A 19251-nucleotide genomic window follows, 5' to 3' on the forward strand; every position below is an offset into this window, starting at 1 on the left:
AGCCAGCTAAAGTTGAAACGCCAGTAGCAACTGAAGAGCCAGCTAAAGTTGAAACGCCAGTAGTAACTGAAGAGCCTGCTAAAGTTGAAACACCAGTAGCCACTGAAGAGCCTGCTAAAGTTGAAGCAAAATTGAAAACTGAAAAATCAGCACCGCATGTAAAAACAGCGGTTACTCAAGGGTCAGCAAGTGCGCCAATGGCACAACCTACTCCTGTAGCTGATAGCGAAGTGAAGCATACGTCTGTAGCAATGGCTCACGATAAACGTGAACTAGTTCCAGACAGTGGTTTACGTGCAGGTTCAATCAAACCTGCTGGTCGTGCAAGCTCTGCAATGACTAAAACAATGAGTGTTGATTAATAACTAACATTCATTAAAAAGCCCCGCTATTTAATAAATAGCGGGGCTTTTTTGTTCATATGATTTGAATAATCAGAAAAATGACTTCACGCCCGTAAAAAGTAATTTTTTCACAAAGAGGTTAAGAGACGCTGCGCTTTTAGAGGTAGTAATAAGGCTAAGTCTTGTTAATAAAGCACGACTTGTGTTTTCTCATTTACTTCTCTTTCTCTTCTCTTTGTGCAATAGATCTTTAAGTGGTTTTATTAGCAAAGAAATTAAATAAACAGAAGCGTTGCTTCTCGCGTAAGCAAGCTTCACTACTACAGCCAAATTTAACACCGTGAATAAAATTAACCTGTAGACGCACAACTTGTTGGCGTGACGGGCACAAAGCCCGTAAAAAGTAATTTTTTCACAAAGAGGTTAAGAGATGCTGCGCTTTTAGAGGTAGTAATAAGGCTAAGCCTGTCAATAAAGCATGACTTGTGTTTTCTCATTTACTCCTCTTTCACTTCTCTATGTGAAATAAATCTTTAAGGTTTTTTTTCCGATGCAACGAATTTATATACCGATACAAAAAAGCGCGATATAAATACCGCGCTCTTAAATCTGCTTTTTACTTGTGAAATTTACTCGCTTTCACTTTCCATAAAACGTTGTAACTGATCTTTTAAGTTTGGCGGAATACCTTTAATTACAAGCGTGTCAGTTGCCTCGTTGTAAGTTACGCGCTCACCTAAGTGTTTACGTTCAAAGCTTACACTCACACCACCACCAAGACCTGAGAACTTAACCATGCTGGTTACGGTTTTCTTATCAACAGGAAAAGTTTCTTCTAAGTCATAGCTTTGTTCTTTACAAAAACTATCAAACGGGCTGTCATCGCCTTTTGTAAGCGTTGCAGATAGCTCTCTTACGCTGGCATCTTCACCAGTTGTCACACAGTCATTACAGTAGTCAAAAACTTGTTTACGTAAATCGTCTTTTTCTGATTTATCAAATTGTTGCTCAGATAAATAATCCTCTACTGCGCTAAGCATTACTTGGCTTTGCTGTTTTGAATCAATACCCTCTTCACAACCTAAAAAGTCTAAGAAAAAGTCAGCAACTTTACGTCCAGCTCGCCCTTTTATAAATGAAATATAACGGTTGTCGTCAGCTTGTGTATCCCACGCTGTTAAATCGATACGAGCAGCAAGTTGCATGCGTGATATGTCTAAATGACGAGAAGCGGCTAAATCAAGCTCTGAGGTCATAGAATAATGCTCTTTGATGTTAATCATCGCAATTAGCATGTAATCAGTTGCAACGTACTGGTAATGACAAAATACTAAATAGCCTGTTTCACTAAATGCATACTTATCAAGCTCTTCTTTTAAAACCGTTGAGGCTTGCTCGGTCATATGCCAAAAGCCTAACTCATCATTACGGTAACTTTGCATTGCAGATGCTACAACACTGTTTTTGTCACCACTGAAAGCACAATAACCTTTACCAGGTTTACCATTGTATGCATGATGTAATTGTTCGATAAAAACGGCTACTTTATCGTTAATTACCATCTCATCATTTCGAAGGTGAATTTGCGTATCGTCGTCTTTTTTGTCTACATAGTGAACGACTAATTTTTTAACGTCTGTTGTCATCTTTGTTTTTCACGCCTCTAGTGTTAAAATACGAGAATATAACTATTTTATTGAACCAACTAATGCCAATCTTATCAAAATACTCTAATGAAGAAGTAGAACAAATCGTCGATCAGCTTATTGATGTGCTAACTAAACACAATGCGCCGGTTGATTTAAGTCTTATGTGTTTAGGAAATTCTATCACGCATATCTTAAAAGAGCATGTACCAACAGGGAAAAGACAAGCTGTAACCGAGAATTTTGCAAAAGCGCTCGCGCAGTCGGTTAAATAAAATTTATGAATTTATCGCAGCACAATCAATTTTCATCAAAAGCGAGTCAGCTGCTAAGTTGGGGGCATTGGTTTACCTTTGCCAATATCGGCTTAGCCCTACTTATTAGCTTAAGCTATTTATTTGCAGACTCGCCACCTACAAGCTTTTTAGGCATTACCTATATGCTAGTTACTTGGCTAAGCCACACTAGTTTTATAGCCTTTTTAGCGTTTGTGCTGACGGTATTTCCGCTTAGTTTAGTATTCCCCTACCCACGACACATTCGCGGCATGGCCGCTGTTATAGCCACTGTAGGCGCATCATTGCTTACTCTTGATGCTTATGTGTATGTTAATTTAGGTTATCACCTAAGTATATCTGCCTTACCTGAGATCATTTCATTGTTGTGGCATCGTTTAACAAGCTCTCCTGCTTTAACAACCATTTTAGCCAGTGGTATTGTTGTTGTTATTTTAGGCTTTCAGCTACTTGTTAGTAATTACACATGGCACCACCTTGAGCGTTTAAAGCAATATAAATTTGCACGTTACGCAATTTCTTTTTTAATCGTGTGTTTTTCGCTTAGCCACAGTATTCATATTTGGGCTGACGCCAATTTAAACTTTGACGTAACAAAACAAGATAATGTTTTGCCACTTTCATACCCTACTACTGCTAAAAGCTTGTTAGCTAAAAATGATCTGCTAGATATAGAAAGCTACGAGCAAGCACACAACGTAAAAATTAATAACCAAAATATTAGTTATCAAATACCAAGCCCGCTTGAAAAATGCGAGGACTACACACAAGCCAATGTAGATATATTTGTATTTGAAACTCAACAACAACTCGAAAAGTTTGTTGCCGAGAATAAAAACATGCACAAAACAGAGCAGTTTTTACAGCCAACAAATCATGACGATACGTTATTTAGCTTAGTGTATGGTTTACCCGCTTTTTATAAAGCAGCAATTTTAACCGAGCAGACACTCCCAGTTTGGCAAAGTCAGCGCCGTAGCATTGAAGTAACTGGCATTGAAGAACTAAGCTTTATTAATGATCAAGCACATAGCTCTAGTGCTATTCGAGTAATTAAAGCGAGTGATACCCCTACTGTTCGAGATGATGAAACACAGGTTTTTGCTTTTAGTCTTGCCAATAACAAGCAAGAAGTAGTAACAACCTCAACTTTATACAGCTCTGACAAACGTATTTCTAAAGTAGATGGGCTAATTCAACCTAGCGATTTAATTGCAACAAGCGTTGGGCAATATTTAAATTGTAAAGCTATTGCCAAGCAAACAATGCTAGGCGTTAATCTATACAAGAAAAAAGACGATATGGGCGTGAACTACTCTCAGGGTGTTGTTATAGCCTATAAAAAAGATAGGATTACCTTAATAGATTCAGATGGTAACTTTAAAAACATTTCCGCCGCTGAAGGTTTTTCTATTGAACAAGGTTTAGATATACCATTTTTAGTACAGAGTATTAAAAAGCTCAAAACCTTTACCCAATAACAGTTATCCTAACCTAGCTTGATATACCACCAAGCTAGGTTATAGTTTTATATTGTTGTTAGATATAAAAACCAAGGATGACAAGTATGTTTAAAACTTCTCATTATATTCTCCATTCTAGCTTTTTACTTATCAGTTTTTTTAGCTTTAGCGATACCACTTACTACAAATGTGTAACAGAAAAAGGCACTGTCTTTTCTCAACTGCCGTGTGACGACGAAGCAACGACTTATAAAGTTAACACAACGGGTAATCAGTATTCTGGTCCTAAGGTTGACTACACTAAACAACTAAACGAACTTGAGCGTGAAAGGCTTCTATCTGCCTTACAGGCAGAGCTTCGCAGTAATAACCATAAACTAACAATACTTGATCGTAATAAAGAGCGTGCTGAATACAAACAACAAGAGCGGTTAAATCATATCTTAGCCATTGATGATAAAAAGCGTATTACTAAAGACATTACTAAAAAACTAAAAATAATCAATAAAACATATAAGAAAAACGTATCGGCTGTGACTAAACAAATTAAAATTCTCGAAAAAAAGATAGCTCAATTCCAATAAGTTACTCTTAGTTAGTAAGTAACATTTAGCTTGGTTTTAAACTTAAAATAACATACCCTTAACACAATAGAGTATAAACTCTAGGGACTTTTAAGGAGTGCAAATGCAACCTCGCCATATTGCTGAATTAATTTTAACGGGTTTTAAAAGGCACTATCAGTTATTTCAAAAAACAACAGCCAAAGCCCCTCTTGCCTTTGCAAAAAAAGATTGGCAAGCAATTAATGATATCAGCCGTTTGCGTATCAGCTATTATGATGATCGTGTTAACGAAACCACGCAAGCGTTAAAAAAAGAAACCCCAACCGAACAACTCGATGAAAGCCTATGGCTTGAAGTTAAAAAGATATACCAGCATTTTTTATGTTTTCATCCCCAAGCAGAGCTCGCCGAAACTTTTTATAACTCTGTATTTTGCCGGCTGTACCATAGGCGCTATTTTCATAATGACTTTATATTTGTAGAAGCAACCTTAAAAGATGCTCCTTCAGTGCCTGTAGAGGCAGAATATAGAACATACTTTCCTGTAGTTGATGGCCTCAAACCAACAATAAAACGCATTATTAGTCATTTTGATTTTAAGGCCCCATTTGTAAATTTAGAGCGTGATATTCGCCTCCTTGTTAAAGCTTTTTATAAACAAGCCCCCGATACACATCACCAACCTTGGCAAATGCGCTTTGATATTTTACACACGCCTTTTTATCGAAATAAAGCAGCCTATATTGTTGGTCGTGTTGTTTCAAAAAGTGGGGTTCAGCCCTTTATAATCGCTGTATTACACGATGAAGATAACGGATTATATCTAGATGCACTTTTAACTAAGTCATCTCAAATGCGTGTTATTTTTGGCTTTGCCCGCGCCTACTTTATGGTAGAGACTCATGCACCTTCAGCACTTGTCCGGTTTTTAAATCAACTTATGCCAAACAAAACACTTGCTGAGCTCTATAATGCAGTGGGTTTTCATAAACAGGGGAAAACTGAGTTTTACCGAGAGTTTTTAAATCACTTATCTCACTCTAGTGATGAGTTTACAATTGCACCGGGGACTCCCGGTATGGTGATGATGGTATTTACCCTCCCCTCATTTGGCTATGTTTTTAAAGTAATAAAAGACAAATTTGGTGAGAGTAAACCCTTTGGCCGTGATACCGTATTAAAGCGTTATCAACTGGTAAAAAATCATGATCGTGTTGGCAGAATGGCCGATACCATAGAGTATTCTAACGTCGTATTTCCTTTAGCGCGTTTTGATAGTAATTTACTTGCGCAATTACATAAAACAATTGGCTCATCAATGATAATTGAGGGCGATTGGTTGATCATCAAGCATTTGTATATTGAACGGCGCATGACACCTCTTAACTTGTTTTTAGAAAATGCTGATGAAGAAAGTGCCGCCGACGCGATTGAAGAATATGGGCAAGCCCTAAAAGAAATGATTGCTGTTAATATATTCCCCGGTGATATGCTCTTAAAAAACTTTGGTGTAAGTAAGCACAAACGTATTATTTTTTACGATTACGATGAAGTTCAATACCTAACCGATATGAACTTTAGAGCATTACCAAAAGCAAAGAGCTATGACGACTATTTAATGGATGAACAAAGTTACTCTGTTGCACCACAGGACGTATTTCCTGAGCAACTTTGTACATTTGTAATGCCAAACCCTATGTATAAAAAGTTTTTACTCAGCACTCATCCTGAGCTTATAGATGTTAGCTTTTGGAAGCAGGCACAACAAAATATAAAAAATGGTCAGGTAAGTCATATTTACCCATACCCGACAGCACAGCGCTTTATTCACCACTGGTAAGCGCTAAAGGACACACACAATGAATATAAGCAAAATAGATTTAAATTTACTCGTTTACCTCGATACATTGCTGCGAGAATGCAACGTAACACGCGCTGCTAATCAATTGAGTATAACGCAACCTGCAATGAGTAATGGCCTTAAACGTCTTCGTAACTTATTTAACGACCCTATTTTAGTTCGTACCAGCGATGGTATGGTACCTACCGAGCGTGCTTTGGAGTTACAACCCGTTATTCGTGGCATTTTAATGACCCTTGAAGAAACTCTAGCACCTAATCGAGAATTTGAGGCAAGCCAAAGTAAGCGTGTGTTTAGAATAATGGCCAGTGATTACGCTGCAAGTACATTAGCACCAAAGCTTTTAAGTAAATTGCACGAAGAAGCCCCCGATACTACTTTAGATATACTCACACCAAGTGATGTCACCTTTCATGATGTAGAAAACGGTAAAGTAGATATGGCAATCAACCGTTTTGAAAACTTACCGCAGTCTTTTCATCATAAACGTATTTGGAAAGATAGTTTTTGCTGCTTAGTAAAAGCCGATAACCCTATAATTGAAAACTTTAGCCTCGACAGCTATTTAAAAGCACGCCATATATGGGTGAGTAAAACAGGTTTTGGTGTAGGTGTGGGCATGGACCCTAAAGATGTGCAAAAACTTGGCTGGGTTGACGAAGCACTTGCTCACTTTGGTAAGCATCGTAATATTGCCACTTTTACGCGTAACTACCATGTAGCAATTCATTTAGCTAAAGAGAAAAATTTGATTGCGACCCTTCCTTCAAAAGCCGCAAATATATATTTAGATGATCCGGGGCTTAAAATTTTAGAGCCACCATTTCCAATTCCTCCTTTTGAGCTTGATATGATTTGGAGCCCACTGTTACATCGCGATGCGAGTCACATTTGGTTACGTCAAAAAGTAGCTGAAGTAGCTGAAGAGCTAAAATAACTTTATTACACAATATAATGTAAAAATTGCTAGGTTAATTTTTTGCCTGTTAACTTAGCACCCTACTGAGATAAAATTAAACCAATAAAATCAAATAACTACATAATCATTAAAACTTGGAACATACATTGCTTTTATTAAATTGAACTATACATTCATTTAATTAAAGAGGTCATTATGAACACCCATCAAGGATCAGAAGTAAATCATATTACTGACATCATTCAAGTTATGAACAGCGGCATCGATTTTTATCAAAAAGCACAGGAAAAAGTTGAAGACCCTGCTATTGGTGCACTTTTTCAGCGTATGATAGATGCCCGAAAAGTGAGTGTTGAGCGCTTGCAGCCATATGCAATTAATGAAAAAGGCGAACGCGAAGATGGCTCATCTTTCGCAGTTGAAGCACGACGTGCGTACACAGCCCTATTGACTACTTTCACCTCACACAACGACAGCACGTATGTAAAAGAGCTTGAAGAGGTAGAAGATAAAACCCTTGAAGAAATTAAAGCAGCAATGGATAAACCGCAACCAGCTGACTGCGAAGCTGCACTGGCTAAAACATTATTAACAATGCAAAGCTGCCATGCAGAAATGAGCCGTATGCAAAAGCATTAAGCTGACATAGCGCATAACTAGAACCCAGCCTCGAGCTGGGTTTTTTATTGCCTCTAATACCAATCTACATAGTTTTTTAAGCAATTTAACAAATTGCATTACATTATAACGATGCTAAATAGACCCCATATATAAGCAGAACGGTATTAACACCGCCTTATTTCACCACATTTTAAATACATAATTAGTACAAATATTTAATGTTATTAGAATATTTATTTAACCACGCTTTATTTTTACTGTGCTAATTTTGTTAATAGGTACCTAAAACCTTGCTGTGGCGCCGCAGCATTTAATTAAAAATAAGGTCCAATATGAAAAGCAAACTAACCAAACTGCAAAATGATGCTGATGTAGATATGACCCCGATGTTAGACATAGTGTTCATATTACTAATTTTCTTTATTGTAACTACATCTTTTGTAAAACCTGTGGCTATTGAATTAAACCGACCACTCGACAGCCCTCAAATAGATAAGCCTGTTAAAAATGCTTTATTTAGAATTGATGAAAGTAACGGAGTATATTTTTCTGGGAGGTTAATTGATTTAGAGCAAGTTGCGACTAATTTAGCTATGTTCGCGGCTGAATATGAAATAAGTTCGGTACTTATAACTGCAGACGAAAACAGTACACATAATACTTTAATGAATGTAATGAATAATATTAAGCAATACGATGATTATCCAATAAGTTTGATTTCTAAATAAAATCAGCCCAAGTTAAAACCAAAAAAAGGGCCTTACGGCCCTTTGAGTTAAATAACAAAAGGGAGGTTATTAATTAAAAACGGTATTCTGCACCTACGTAGTAGTAAGCACCGTTAAATCCAAATGGAGCCGAACGACGTGAGTAGTCAAACACACCTGAGCTACTTATTACTGTGTTGCCACTAGCATCCACAATAGTACCTGAGCGAGAGTTACCTATTTCATTTTTATCTGGGTAAACATCGAACAAGTTATTTGCACCAATATTTACTGATAAATCTTCAGTAACGAAGTAGTTAACTTTAACGTCAGTTAAAATTTCTGCACCATACGTTTGACGACCGCCATCTTCTACTGTGTATTCACCAAAACGATTAAGTGACAGGTTAACAGTCCAATCATCACGTTGATAAAGCGCACTTAAGTTAATACGGTCCTCTGGTTGCCACTCTTCTATAATAGAGATGTCTTCAGCTGAGAATATATCTTCTACTTTTACTGTCTCAAGGCTTGAGCCAGCAGGAGAGAACAACGATACAACATCTGTTTTGGTAAAGTTAGCTGCAAGTGTAAAATCAAGCGTGCCGCCTAAACCTTCAGTGTTCCACGTTGCTACAAAATCAACACCACGAGTTTCTGTATCAGCACCATTTAAGAAAAACTGCCCTACGCCAGCACCTGCACTATTTAGTGCTGCATCAAGGCTTGTAGATAACCCTTTACCTAAGCGATCACTAATTACAATACGGTCGTCAATATCAATCGAGTAGTAATCAACGGTTACATTAATATTATCGGTAACGTTATACACAATACCTAAACTACGGTTTTGTGATTTTTCTTCTTTAAGTTTTGGAATACCTAAACTTTGCGCAAGTGTTGAATCATTTCTAAATGTACCAACTTCTTCTGCAACTAAATTACCATTAGTATCAACAACAAATTGTGTGCTTACGTTATTAAAGTAAAGCTGCTGCATTGAAGGCGCTCTAAATCCTGAGCTTAATGCACCACGTAATGAAATATCGTCGGTTATAGACCAGTTACCAGCAAGTTTAAAGTTTACTGTATCGCCAAAACCTTTGTAGTTATCGTAGCGAAGTGCACCAGATAAAATCACATCTTCAATTACATAAGCTTCTGCATCTACGTAAAATGAAATTACATCACGTGACTCATCCACTGAAGACGCAGGTGATGAACCACCAAAACCTTGTGAACCACCCGATGCATCTTCAGAGCCAACACCGCCACTTAAACCGCTGTAAATACTTACACCATTTAATGTATCGTAATCGCGGTACGCATATTCATTACCTTCTAAAATACGGTATTCATCAGTACGTATTTCAGCACCCATCGCTAACGAATAATCATCAAAGTTTTGCGTAAAATCAATATTGATTGTTTGCAGTGATAATTCCATACCGTAAGCGTACGCTTCACGTGGAATAGTTGTACGAATATCAGCTGCACTTAAACCTTGGTCATAACGTAAAAAGTTAGCGTATGAGGCATTGATAGTGTCACTTGTAGTGTAATCAATGCTGTTCTCACCATAGGTGTAAGATAAATCAAGGCTTGCATCGTTATCAAATTCAGTTTTATAACCAAAGTTGTACGAGATATCATCGATAGTTGTGTTGATTTTTGGTAAGAAACCTAGCGGAATCGTCGCATCGTTATCTTGTAGTACTGGGTTACCGCCTGCATTTGCATTATGACGGAAAAATGCAGCCGACTCATTTTCGCGTGTTGAGTAAGTAATAAAGCCGTAAAGCTCACCATCACCTAACTCGTAACCGGTATTAATTGTTAAACCAAACTGCTGAGAATCAGCATCACCAATTCTAAAGGTATCACGATCGGCTGTCAGCTCACGCGGATCGCCAGCAAGTAAAGTGCCGTCACTTAGTTCTGTACAACCATAAAACTGACAAGAGCCATGTAAACCGGCACGGTTAGTCGGTGCACGGTCACGGTAATTGATAGTTGTATTTAAATAACCGTCATCACCTAGCGCAAAGCCTTTATTAAAATCAAGGTTAATGGTTTCGCCATCGCCTTCAGAATATTGACCGTAGTTAATAGCCGCTTTGCCACCTTCGCTACCATCTTTGAGCACAATATTAATAACACCTGCAATTGCATCAGAACCATACTGAGCAGCAGCGCCATCACGTAATACTTCAATGCGTTTAATTGCAGAAGCTGGAATTGCATTCATGTCAGTACCTGCGGTACCACGCCCAACAGAGCCATTAATATGAATAATACTTGCTTGATGACGACGTTTGCCGTTAATTAACACCAATGTTTGATCGGGGCCCAAACCGCGAAGTGTCGCAGGTCTTAAAGCATCAGTACCGTCACTAATTGCAGAGCTTGAAAAGTTAAATGAAGGGGCGATAGACTGTAGCATACGACCAACTTCTGTTTGGCCTGTATTTTCAAGCGCTTCTGCACTTAGGATATCTACTGGAACGGGTAAATCTTCAACTGAACGTCCTGCTACACGGCTACCGACAATAGCGATTTTTTCAATTTTTTCTTGAGCGACTTCTTCTGCTGCGTTTACACCTTGCGAATTTACTGCAAGTAAAGCTGGTAATACTGCTGCACTGACCGCTGAAAGCTTCATCATGTTGTTATCATTCCTGTTGATTTGTTTGAGTTTTATACTCAGTAAACCATTTTGATCAACAACCGCATCGAGCTCAGTCCCACCTAATAATGCCTCTAGAGCATCTAGCTGAGTGTAAAATCCATAAACTGAATTTGCGTCATACTGCTTTGCCAACTCATAAGAAAACACCACGGTTTGCTCTGTTTGTTTAGCATATTCAATTAAGGCTTTGTCTGCTCGCTGCGCTTTTATATCAAATTGCACCATTTGCCCAGTGGTTTGTGTTGCTGCTTGTACACTTAAACTAAAAATAGCCGGTGCAAGCACACTAAATCCACTCAATAAATGCGTTTGGTTACTGCGCAACTTATATAAACAGCTGACAAACAAAAATCCTCTATGGGTTTGTTTCTTTTTTTTAATGTTTTTTTTACGTTCAATCTTTATTGATGCAACTTTACCTAACATTAGTTTGATTAGCATAACGTCTACTTATGATTCTGTATGGTGTTTTAGCGTTACTACATGCTCACCTAAACGCTCATGATCAATCGAAAAGTTAGTTTGTAAACTTTCTAGTAAACCTTCAACGTCACCGGCTTTGAATACTCCAGCCACTTTAATACTGGCAAGCTCAGCTGATGAAAGCTCAAAACGTGTGGCTGTATAGCGGCTTACTTCATTTAAAGCATCGCTTAGCTCTTCTCCATTAAAAATAAGCATCCCGTTTTGCCATGCCAAATCGCGTTGTACGTCGTTCATTGAAAGCTGCGTAATTGGTTTTGTAACACTTTGCTCAATAACTGCTTTTTCGCCTGAGGTAACAATATTGGCATTAATTTGACGAATTTTTTTCGTGCTATTATCTGCAAGTTGATAATCTTTAAAGTCATTTGCATCAACCGCTACACTTGGGTCAGTGATCATCACTTTGCCTTCAGTAACCACCAGTTCTAAATCTGATGAAGTATTGCGTTGTACATTAAATACCGTGCCTAACGCGGTAAAACTTTTATCTCCTGCCATAACACTAAATGGACGCGTGGCATCTTTTGCTACATTAAAGCGCCCTTCTCCACGACTAAGTAATAACTGCCTGCGACCTTTACTATAAGCAACTTCTAGTAAGCTATTAGTATTAAGCTGCACTATGGTGCCATCTGGCAATACATACGTTGCTTGCTCACCTACTTTTGTTTTGTAAATTTTAGTGTAATTAACTTTTGCTAGCTCTTGGTTGTAGCCATTTTCTAAGTTAATTAATAAGTAGCTGCATACCATTAACGCTGCAAACAAACTCGCTGCAATTGAATAAGAAAACATCCACTTGTTTTTTGATGTTTTAGTATTGTTGCGCTGAGGAAATAAATGACTTAATTCGTTTAATACTGAAAGCTCATCCCAAAGCTGAGCAAGCTCGTATATAGAGTCTTGATGTGCAGTGCTTTGCATCATCCATAATTTAAATTGCTCTTTTTCATCATCAGTTAAACCACGATCAATCGCGCTTATCCAATCACATGACTTTTCTAAGATTAAATCTTTTGAATTAAATTGATGAACATTACTCATTCTGCGACCCTCTTAACTGATATAGGATGTGCCTGAGCTTTAGGGTTCGTTTGAGGGATTTGCTCATGTTCACGCATGTATAACATGGTTTGTAACAATCCTTTGGCAATGTGTTTTTCAACAGTGCTTTGGCTTAACTGCATTTGGTCTGCTATCTCTTTTTGGCTCATACCGTAAACTTTTTTTAATATAAAGCATTTACGAATCGATGAGCTTAGTTGCTCAGTAGCTCTACAAAAAAGTAAAAAACGCTCTTTAGATGTGTATTCGTCTTCGAGCTTCATTGATTTGAGTAATACGGGCAATTCGTTATCGTTTTCTAACGAATCATTAAATTTATTGTCCCACTTAGCTATATGGTTGAGTGCTAGATGTTTTGCTGTTTTTAGCATATAACTACGGGTAAACTGGATGTCTTGTTTTAAATCAGCTTCATAGCTTTTTACAAAGGTTTCTTGCACAATATCTTCTACATCGTCGGGTTGAACAATGCGCGATACAAAACGTTTGAGCTGTTTAGAAATATCAACAAATGTTGACGTGAACTTTACTTTTTTCGTCATCCTTAACATCCACCTGTTGTTATTTTTATTATTAGGGCGTGTTGGCCTTTCGTGGTTGAATTTGCAGCAGTACGTTTGGTATTTAGGCAAGGCAGAGCCTATGTAGTGTGGTTATTCCCCATAAATAGGTGCATAACGCAGCATAAATGCCAAACATGCGCTGCCCTTTGGGTTCAATCCACAAAGGTTAACACGCCCCAATAGATTACGAGTTTTTGACATAAAAACAAGCTCAAATGTTAATTCTGGGTTATTTAAATGCATAGGAAGATAAATGAGTAAACTTTTAGATTATATACGACTTAGTTTCTTTGCATTCGGTTTACTACTTGGAGTGCAAATTCCTGCATTTGTAAGTGACTTTGGCCAAGCATTAGCAGCCCAGTTAATTGAAGCTAATAATGCCGTTGCGCCTTTTAAAAGCGATGCAGCTAAGTATTTCAATAATGATTTAAATAAGCTAATAAGACACTATCAAAATATTGATGATGAAATTGTGAACAAAGGGGCAAGTAATATCAGTACTCTTTACGAGCGACAGCAAGATTTACAGATAGCCGTAAATAGGTTTGAGAAATCTCCGTATATATTTACTATGATCAGTGGCATGAGCGATATAAAACAACAAGTATGGCAACGCTTTGAAGGTCAAATCATTTTGAAAAAAGACTCTATTATAGCCGCCATTGTTGCAGCCATAATTGTTGCCTTGCTTGCAGAGCTTACTGGTTATTTGTTTTTAACTGGAGTAAAACGCTCATTTAAACGCTTATTCGCAGCTCAAAAATAGTGATTTCATAAAATCATAAAATACATCGGTTTTGCGGGTTGTTAAACTATTTTGCGGACGTAAAAACCAAACCGGTGCATCATCTTGTGCCATTACCCCAGGCATAACTTCAACCAAAATACCGTTTTTAAGATCTTCATTAATCGCTATTTTTGATTTAATAGCAATACCATGACCTGCAATGGCAGCTTGTGTCATATTATCAGAGTTTGAAATAGTAAAACGAGTTTTAGCATTAAAGGTATGTATTTTTTTGTGTTCGTCAAAAAGCTTTAACTGGCGTTGCCACGGCAGGCAAACCCAATAATGCTCACTCAATTGCGTTAAATTTTCAGGCATGCCGTACTTTTCTATATAGCTAGGGGCTGCACACAGTATGCGACTATTGTTTACGATTTTACGAGAAAGTAATCCTGAGTCATTTAATTTTCCCACCCTAATTGCAACATCTTGCGCGTCATCAACTACATTTACAAAATGATCCGTTATTAAAAAATCAAGCTTTAGTTCAGGGTAAGCTTGCTCAAACTCATTGAGTTTAGGCATTACGTATTTTGAAAAAACCCAAGGCGGCATGGTCACGCGTAGTAAACCACTCACCGATGAGCTGCGCGCGCCAATACTATGTTCAGCATCGTGAAGGGCTTCTATTATAGCCCCCACACGCGTATAAAATATTTCACCTGCGGGAGATAACCGTACTCGCCTGCTATCTCTAAAAACAAGTACTGTAGCAAGCTCACGCTCTAGTTTACTTAAGCGATGGCTCACCGTTGCAGGCGATAAACGCTGCTCGCGGGCAGCAGCAAGCACGCCCTTATTTTCAACAACAGCTATAAATGTTTCTAGGTCGCTTAAATTATACATAAAGATGCCATTGTGCACTTTTCAATGTTTAATATTTTCGAATGAAGCTTTCAGTATTGCAATATTTATTTAAATATATAAAACACTATAATTGCAAATAGTCTAATTATTGAGGTTCAATCATGAGTTTAAAAGCGCAAATAGATGCCTATAACGTACAAAAAGATGCCAAATTGCCAGCTGACGTTTTGGCACTAATGAACACTACAAACGAAGAGCTAATTGCACAGCATATTAAAGACAATGCATTGCAAATTGGTCAAAAAGTAGAAAACTTTAGCTTAGCCAACCATAACGGCGAAAACATTGAGCTTGCAGATTTATTAAAAAAAGGCCCGGTAATTATTAGCTTTTACCGTGGTGGCTGGTGCCCATATTGTAATTTAGAACTAAAAGCACTTAACGACTACTTACCACAATTTAAAACTCAAAGTGCTCAGTTAGTCGCAATATCACCACAACTTCCTGATGAAACTCTCTCAACTGCACAAAAAAACGACCTTGAATTTGACGTGCTTTGCGATGTGAGCAATAAAGTAGCTGAGCAATTTGGTTTATTGTTTACACTTGATGAGCGTATTCAAGCGTTATACACACAATTTGGTATTGATTTTGAACACTACTACGGCGATAAAAGCTTTAAATTACCGCTACCGGCCACCTATGTGATAAACCAAGAAGGTGTAATTACATACGCATTTTTAAGCGAAGATTACACCCTACGCGCAGAACCTATTGATGTTATGACAGCACTTGAATCGGAGAATAATTAATGTCTATTTTAAAATCGTTAAAAACACTTACTCTTTCACTACTTGTGGGCACAAGCCTTGTATCTGGTTATGCAGTCGCTGATGAACCAAATGAACAAGCAAAACCTAAAGTGCTTATTTTTGATGTAAACGAAACCCTACTTGATTTAACGTCAATGCGTACCTCTATTGGTAAAGCGCTAGGCGGACGTGAAGATTTATTACCACTGTGGTTTTCAACTATGCTGCATCATTCTTTAGTAGATACAGTAAGCGGTAGTTATCACGACTTTGGGCAAATCGGTGTGGCGTCACTTCTTATGGTTGCTCAAAACAACAACATTGATATTACAAGTGAACAAGCTAAAACAGCTATTGTTACGCCTCTTTTAACGCTTCCTCCACACAGCGATGTTAAAGAAGGACTGGCAAAACTCAAAGCACAGGGCTATAAGTTAGTAAGCCTTACAAACTCTTCAAACAAAGGTGTAAAGGCACAGTTTGAAAGCGCTGGTTTAATGTCTTACTTTGATGCGCGTTACAGCATTGAAGATATTAAAATTTACAAACCAGACTTACGTGCGTATGAGTGGGTACTTAAAAAGCTAAACGTAGCACCAAATGAAGCAATGATGGTTGCAGCCCATGGTTGGGATGTTGCTGGTGCAAAAGAAGCTGGCTTACAAACCACTTTTATAGCACGCCCAGGTAAAGCACTTTACCCATTAGCTAAAAAACCAGATCACGTTGTGAAAGATTTACATGAATTAGCCGCTCTACTTAAATAAGTACACGCTGATGAATCAATACCCAAGCGGCCAATGTTAGGATGACATTGGCCGCTTTTTTATAACTAACCCTAAATATGTCTTAGTGTATTTATTTTCATAATCAGTATGCTAAAAATCGAATGTAAACAAAGCATTTAGACCGCTATGCGTTATTTTATCTGCTAGCAATTTAGTACTCACAACGCTACTATTAAATAAATACGTGGTGGAGAACATAATGAATAGTGAAAGATTAGGTGAGTTTGAGCAGTACTTTCAAATTAATGAAAGTATAAGAGTAAATTTATTCCCCGTATCAAACGGACAAGTTCCTAAATCGCAGCTTGAGCTTGAAGACGACATTCCCCCATTATTTAGATTAGCAAATGAAGTAAGTGAGCTTGAACAAAGCTCGTTACGCCCACTGCGTAACTTAGGCGATATAGCACAAGAGCTAGCTACTTTTTTACAAGCGCAGTCACGTAAAATAGATTTAATAATGAGCCATATTTTGGCCTCAGAACAAGCCCAAGATAACGCAATACAATGTGATAGCTACGGCGGTGGCGGTATTCGTTTTACATCACCTGAAGTACACTCAATTGGCCAAGCATTTAGAACCAAACTGTTTTTGCACCACGAGGCCTCTGCGGTTTATTGTTACACCGAAGTTGTGGCAGTAGAAAAACAAGATAGCGAACACTACCAATACACTATGCTCTTTACCGCAATTAGAACCACTGACCAAGAACTTATTGTTAGAGCGAGTTTACATGCTCAAACCCGCCAACTTAAAAAACGTCAAGAACTTGATCAAAACCAAGGCGACCTAAACAGTGATAATTAGCTGACATCTTTATGTAAAATGCTAAACTAGCGCCATCTTAATTAGTATATAAAATTCATGAACTTTAGACTTTTACCAGAATGGGCCGAGCAAGACGCTGTTATGCTTACATGGCCTCACAAAGACACCGATTGGGCCGACAACTTAACGCGTGTAGAACCTGTATATATTGAACTTGCTAAACACATAACAACGCAGCAACAGCTTGTTATTGTGGCGCATAACAGTGCCTTAAAAGTGCATATTACAGCATTACTAAATAGTGCTAACGTCTCTCTTAATCGTGTTCATTTTGTAGTAACGCCTACTAACGATACCTGGGCGCGCGATCATGGTCCGCTTACTTGCGCCGCTATTGATTCAACAGAACAATTAAAAGTATATGATTTTACTTTTAATGGTTGGGGCAATAAGTTTGAAAGCACATTAGACAATCAAATTAATCGTACTTTGGTAAAAGAGCTAAGTAGCACAAACAACCAATATCAAGCGCTCGATATGGTACTTGAAGGTGGCGGTATTGAAATAAACGAGCACGGTGTGTTGCTAACAACCAGTGAGTGTTTGCTTAATAAAAACCGTAACCCTGATTTAAACCCAAATGATATTGAAGCACTTTTGAAAGAGCACTTAGGCGCGACGAGTTTTTTATGGGTTGAACATGGCTATTTAGCGGGCGATGACACCGACAGCCACATTGATACCTTAGTGCGTTTTGCACCAAATAATACCCTTGTATATGTGCAGTGTGACGATAAAACTGATGAGCATTTTAGCGCACTTGATGCGATGGAAAAACAACTAAAAACCTTTAAAACTGCCGATAACACCCCATATAACTTAATTGAGTTACCGTGGCCAAAAGCCGCTTATGACGATGAGCAAACACGCTTACCGGCTACCTACGCTAACTACTTAATTATTAATAATGCTGTGCTTGTGCCAACGTATAATGATGCCAATGATGAACGTGCTCTTGCACAAGTTCAAAAAGCATACCCACAACACACTATTATTGGCGTAAATTGCCAACCAATTATTGAACAATTTGGCAGCCTGCACTGTATTACAATGCAATTACCTCGTGGATTTTTAGCTGGAGCAGCACAATGACAAGCCCTGCAAAATTAACCGTTGCGTTAGTGCAACAAAGCAATACCGATAACGCAAAGGACAATATGGCAAAATCAATAAGTGCCATTCGTGAAGCCGCTCAAAAAGGTGCAAAACTGGTTGTACTCCAAGAGCTACACCGAAGCCTCTATTTTTGCCAAACCGAAAATGTTGACGTATTTGATTTAGCCGAAACCATTCCAGGCCCTAGCAGTAATGCCTTAGGTGAGCTTGCTAAAGAGCTAAGCATTGTTATTGTCGCGTCTTTATTTGAAAAACGCGCTACGGGCCTTTATCACAATACTGCAGTTGTATTAGAGCAAGACGGCAGTATTGCAGGTAAATACCGCAAAATGCATATTCCTGATGATCCAGGTTTTTACGAAAAATTTTACTTTACCCCAGGTGATATCGGTTTTGAGCCTATTCAAACCTCGGCGGGTAAATTAGGCGTGCTAGTATGTTGGGATCAATGGTTTCCTGAAGCTGCACGTTTGATGGCAATGGCTGGCGCTGAGGTATTAATTTACCCAACCGCTATCGGTTGGGATCCTAACGACGACATTGCTGAGCAAACTCGTCAAAAAGATGCGTGGGTTATTAGCCAGCGTGCCCATGCTGTTGCCAATGGCGTGCCGGTAATTAGCTGTAACCGCGTTGGCCATGAAAGTGACCCTAGTGCGCAAAGCGATGGTATTTCGTTTTGGGGCAATTCGTTTATTTCAGGCCCACAAGGTGAACTATTAGCAGAGGCGAATAATACTGATGAGCAAATTTTAGTAGTAGAAATTGATCAAAAACGCTCAGAAAACGTAAGACGTATCTGGCCTTTCTTACGTGATAGACGAATTGATCACTATAAAGACCTAACAAAAATATACCGAGACTAAGTAAACTTAACTCAAGA

At 38.2% G+C, this 19251-nt stretch carries 18 protein-coding genes and 1 pseudogene; 14 read left to right on the forward strand and 5 right to left on the reverse strand.

Annotation, left to right across the window (positions count from 1 at the left end):
* Positions 1–362, forward strand: a pseudogene (locus tag H5157_RS17500) (ribonuclease E); the annotation flags it as partial.
* 611 nt (positions 363–973) lie between these two features.
* On the opposite strand, the gene yejK reads toward H5157_RS17500, so the two are convergent.
* Positions 974–1990 carry a nucleoid-associated protein YejK gene (gene yejK / locus H5157_RS17505; protein ID WP_182692863.1) on the reverse strand — a complete coding sequence of 339 codons (1017 nt, stop codon included), beginning with the start codon at positions 1988–1990 and terminating at the stop codon, positions 974–976.
* Between the two features lie 62 nt (positions 1991–2052).
* Here yejK and H5157_RS17510 point away from each other — a divergent pair, with 62 nt between their 5' ends.
* The 7 genes from H5157_RS17510 (at position 2053) to H5157_RS17540 (ending at position 8444) form a co-directional block, all read left to right on the forward strand.
* Complete coding sequence (locus H5157_RS17510; RefSeq protein WP_002961475.1) at positions 2053–2265, forward strand: DUF1414 domain-containing protein; 213 nt, start codon at positions 2053–2055, stop codon at positions 2263–2265.
* A 5-nt stretch (positions 2266–2270) separates the two neighbouring features.
* Positions 2271–3767 carry a DUF3413 domain-containing protein gene (locus tag H5157_RS17515; protein WP_182725163.1) on the forward strand — a complete coding sequence of 499 codons (1497 nt, stop codon included), beginning with the start codon at positions 2271–2273 and terminating at the stop codon, positions 3765–3767.
* Positions 3768–3853: 86 nt separating this feature from the next.
* Positions 3854–4333 (forward strand): DUF4124 domain-containing protein, encoded by a 480-nt coding sequence (locus H5157_RS17520; protein WP_182725164.1) that lies wholly within the window; start codon positions 3854–3856, stop codon positions 4331–4333.
* A gap of 103 nt (positions 4334–4436) precedes the next feature.
* Positions 4437–6155 carry a bifunctional isocitrate dehydrogenase kinase/phosphatase gene (aceK, locus tag H5157_RS17525; RefSeq protein WP_182725165.1) on the forward strand — a complete coding sequence of 573 codons (1719 nt, stop codon included), beginning with the start codon at positions 4437–4439 and terminating at the stop codon, positions 6153–6155.
* Positions 6156–6174: 19 nt separating this feature from the next.
* Complete coding sequence (locus H5157_RS17530; RefSeq protein WP_002961484.1) at positions 6175–7113, forward strand: LysR family transcriptional regulator; 939 nt, start codon at positions 6175–6177, stop codon at positions 7111–7113.
* Positions 7114–7290: 177 nt separating this feature from the next.
* Positions 7291–7734 carry a PA2169 family four-helix-bundle protein gene (locus H5157_RS17535; RefSeq protein ID WP_002961486.1) on the forward strand — a complete coding sequence of 148 codons (444 nt, stop codon included), beginning with the start codon at positions 7291–7293 and terminating at the stop codon, positions 7732–7734.
* 314 nt (positions 7735–8048) lie between these two features.
* Entirely contained in the window at positions 8049–8444 is a 396-nt protein-coding gene (locus tag H5157_RS17540; RefSeq protein ID WP_182725166.1) for a biopolymer transporter ExbD, read from the forward strand.
* Positions 8445–8517: 73 nt separating this feature from the next.
* Here the strand turns inward: H5157_RS17540 and H5157_RS17545 are convergent, their stop codons facing one another.
* Genes H5157_RS17545 through H5157_RS17555 form a run of 3 tightly spaced genes read right to left on the reverse strand, consistent with a single transcriptional unit; the run spans position 8518 to position 13205 of the window.
* Positions 8518–11553: a TonB-dependent siderophore receptor gene (locus H5157_RS17545; RefSeq protein ID WP_182725167.1), complete on the reverse strand. Its 3036-nt coding sequence runs from the start codon at positions 11551–11553 to the stop codon at positions 8518–8520.
* 9 nt (positions 11554–11562) lie between these two features.
* Entirely contained in the window at positions 11563–12642 is a 1080-nt protein-coding gene (locus tag H5157_RS17550) for a FecR family protein (protein ID WP_024603563.1), read from the reverse strand.
* Positions 12639–13205 carry an RNA polymerase sigma factor gene (locus H5157_RS17555; RefSeq protein WP_182725168.1) on the reverse strand — a complete coding sequence of 189 codons (567 nt, stop codon included), beginning with the start codon at positions 13203–13205 and terminating at the stop codon, positions 12639–12641. Before H5157_RS17555 ends, H5157_RS17550 begins: the two co-directional genes overlap by 4 nt.
* A 274-nt stretch (positions 13206–13479) precedes the next feature.
* Here H5157_RS17555 and H5157_RS17560 point away from each other — a divergent pair, with 274 nt between their 5' ends.
* Positions 13480–13995, forward strand: coding sequence for a DUF2937 family protein (locus tag H5157_RS17560; RefSeq protein ID WP_182725169.1), 516 nt, complete (start codon positions 13480–13482; stop codon positions 13993–13995).
* Here the strand turns inward: H5157_RS17560 and H5157_RS17565 are convergent.
* Positions 13975–14862 (reverse strand): LysR family transcriptional regulator, encoded by an 888-nt coding sequence (locus H5157_RS17565; protein ID WP_002961497.1) that lies wholly within the window; start codon positions 14860–14862, stop codon positions 13975–13977. The two genes, H5157_RS17560 and H5157_RS17565, sit on opposite strands and share 21 nt — an antisense overlap.
* Positions 14863–14984: 122 nt before the next feature.
* Here H5157_RS17565 and H5157_RS17570 point away from each other — a divergent pair, with 122 nt between their 5' ends.
* The 5 genes from H5157_RS17570 to H5157_RS17590 all read left to right on the forward strand — a co-directional run bounded on the left by H5157_RS17570 (position 14985) and on the right by H5157_RS17590 (position 19234).
* A complete protein-coding gene (locus H5157_RS17570) occupies positions 14985–15635 on the forward strand; it encodes a peroxiredoxin-like family protein (protein WP_039490073.1) in 651 nt (216 codons plus the stop codon).
* Complete coding sequence (locus tag H5157_RS17575; RefSeq protein WP_182725170.1) at positions 15635–16402, forward strand: haloacid dehalogenase type II; 768 nt, start codon at positions 15635–15637, stop codon at positions 16400–16402. Before H5157_RS17570 ends, H5157_RS17575 begins: the two co-directional genes overlap by 1 nt.
* A 220-nt stretch (positions 16403–16622) precedes the next feature.
* The gene (locus H5157_RS17580; protein ID WP_002961502.1) at positions 16623–17231 is read left to right on the forward strand and encodes a PilZ domain-containing protein; all 609 of its coding nucleotides are present in this window, start codon (positions 16623–16625) and stop codon (positions 17229–17231) included.
* A gap of 57 nt (positions 17232–17288) precedes the next feature.
* The gene (locus H5157_RS17585; RefSeq protein WP_182720766.1) at positions 17289–18344 is read left to right on the forward strand and encodes an agmatine/peptidylarginine deiminase; all 1056 of its coding nucleotides are present in this window, start codon (positions 17289–17291) and stop codon (positions 18342–18344) included.
* Positions 18341–19234, forward strand: coding sequence for a carbon-nitrogen hydrolase (locus tag H5157_RS17590; protein ID WP_182725171.1), 894 nt, complete (start codon positions 18341–18343; stop codon positions 19232–19234). The genes H5157_RS17585 and H5157_RS17590 overlap by 4 nt, the downstream gene beginning before the upstream one ends.
* Positions 19235–19251 lie beyond the last annotated feature (17 nt).

This window comes from Pseudoalteromonas sp. SG43-3, from assembly GCF_014164385.1.
Classification (GTDB): Bacteria; Pseudomonadota; Gammaproteobacteria; order Enterobacterales; family Alteromonadaceae; genus Pseudoalteromonas; species Pseudoalteromonas distincta.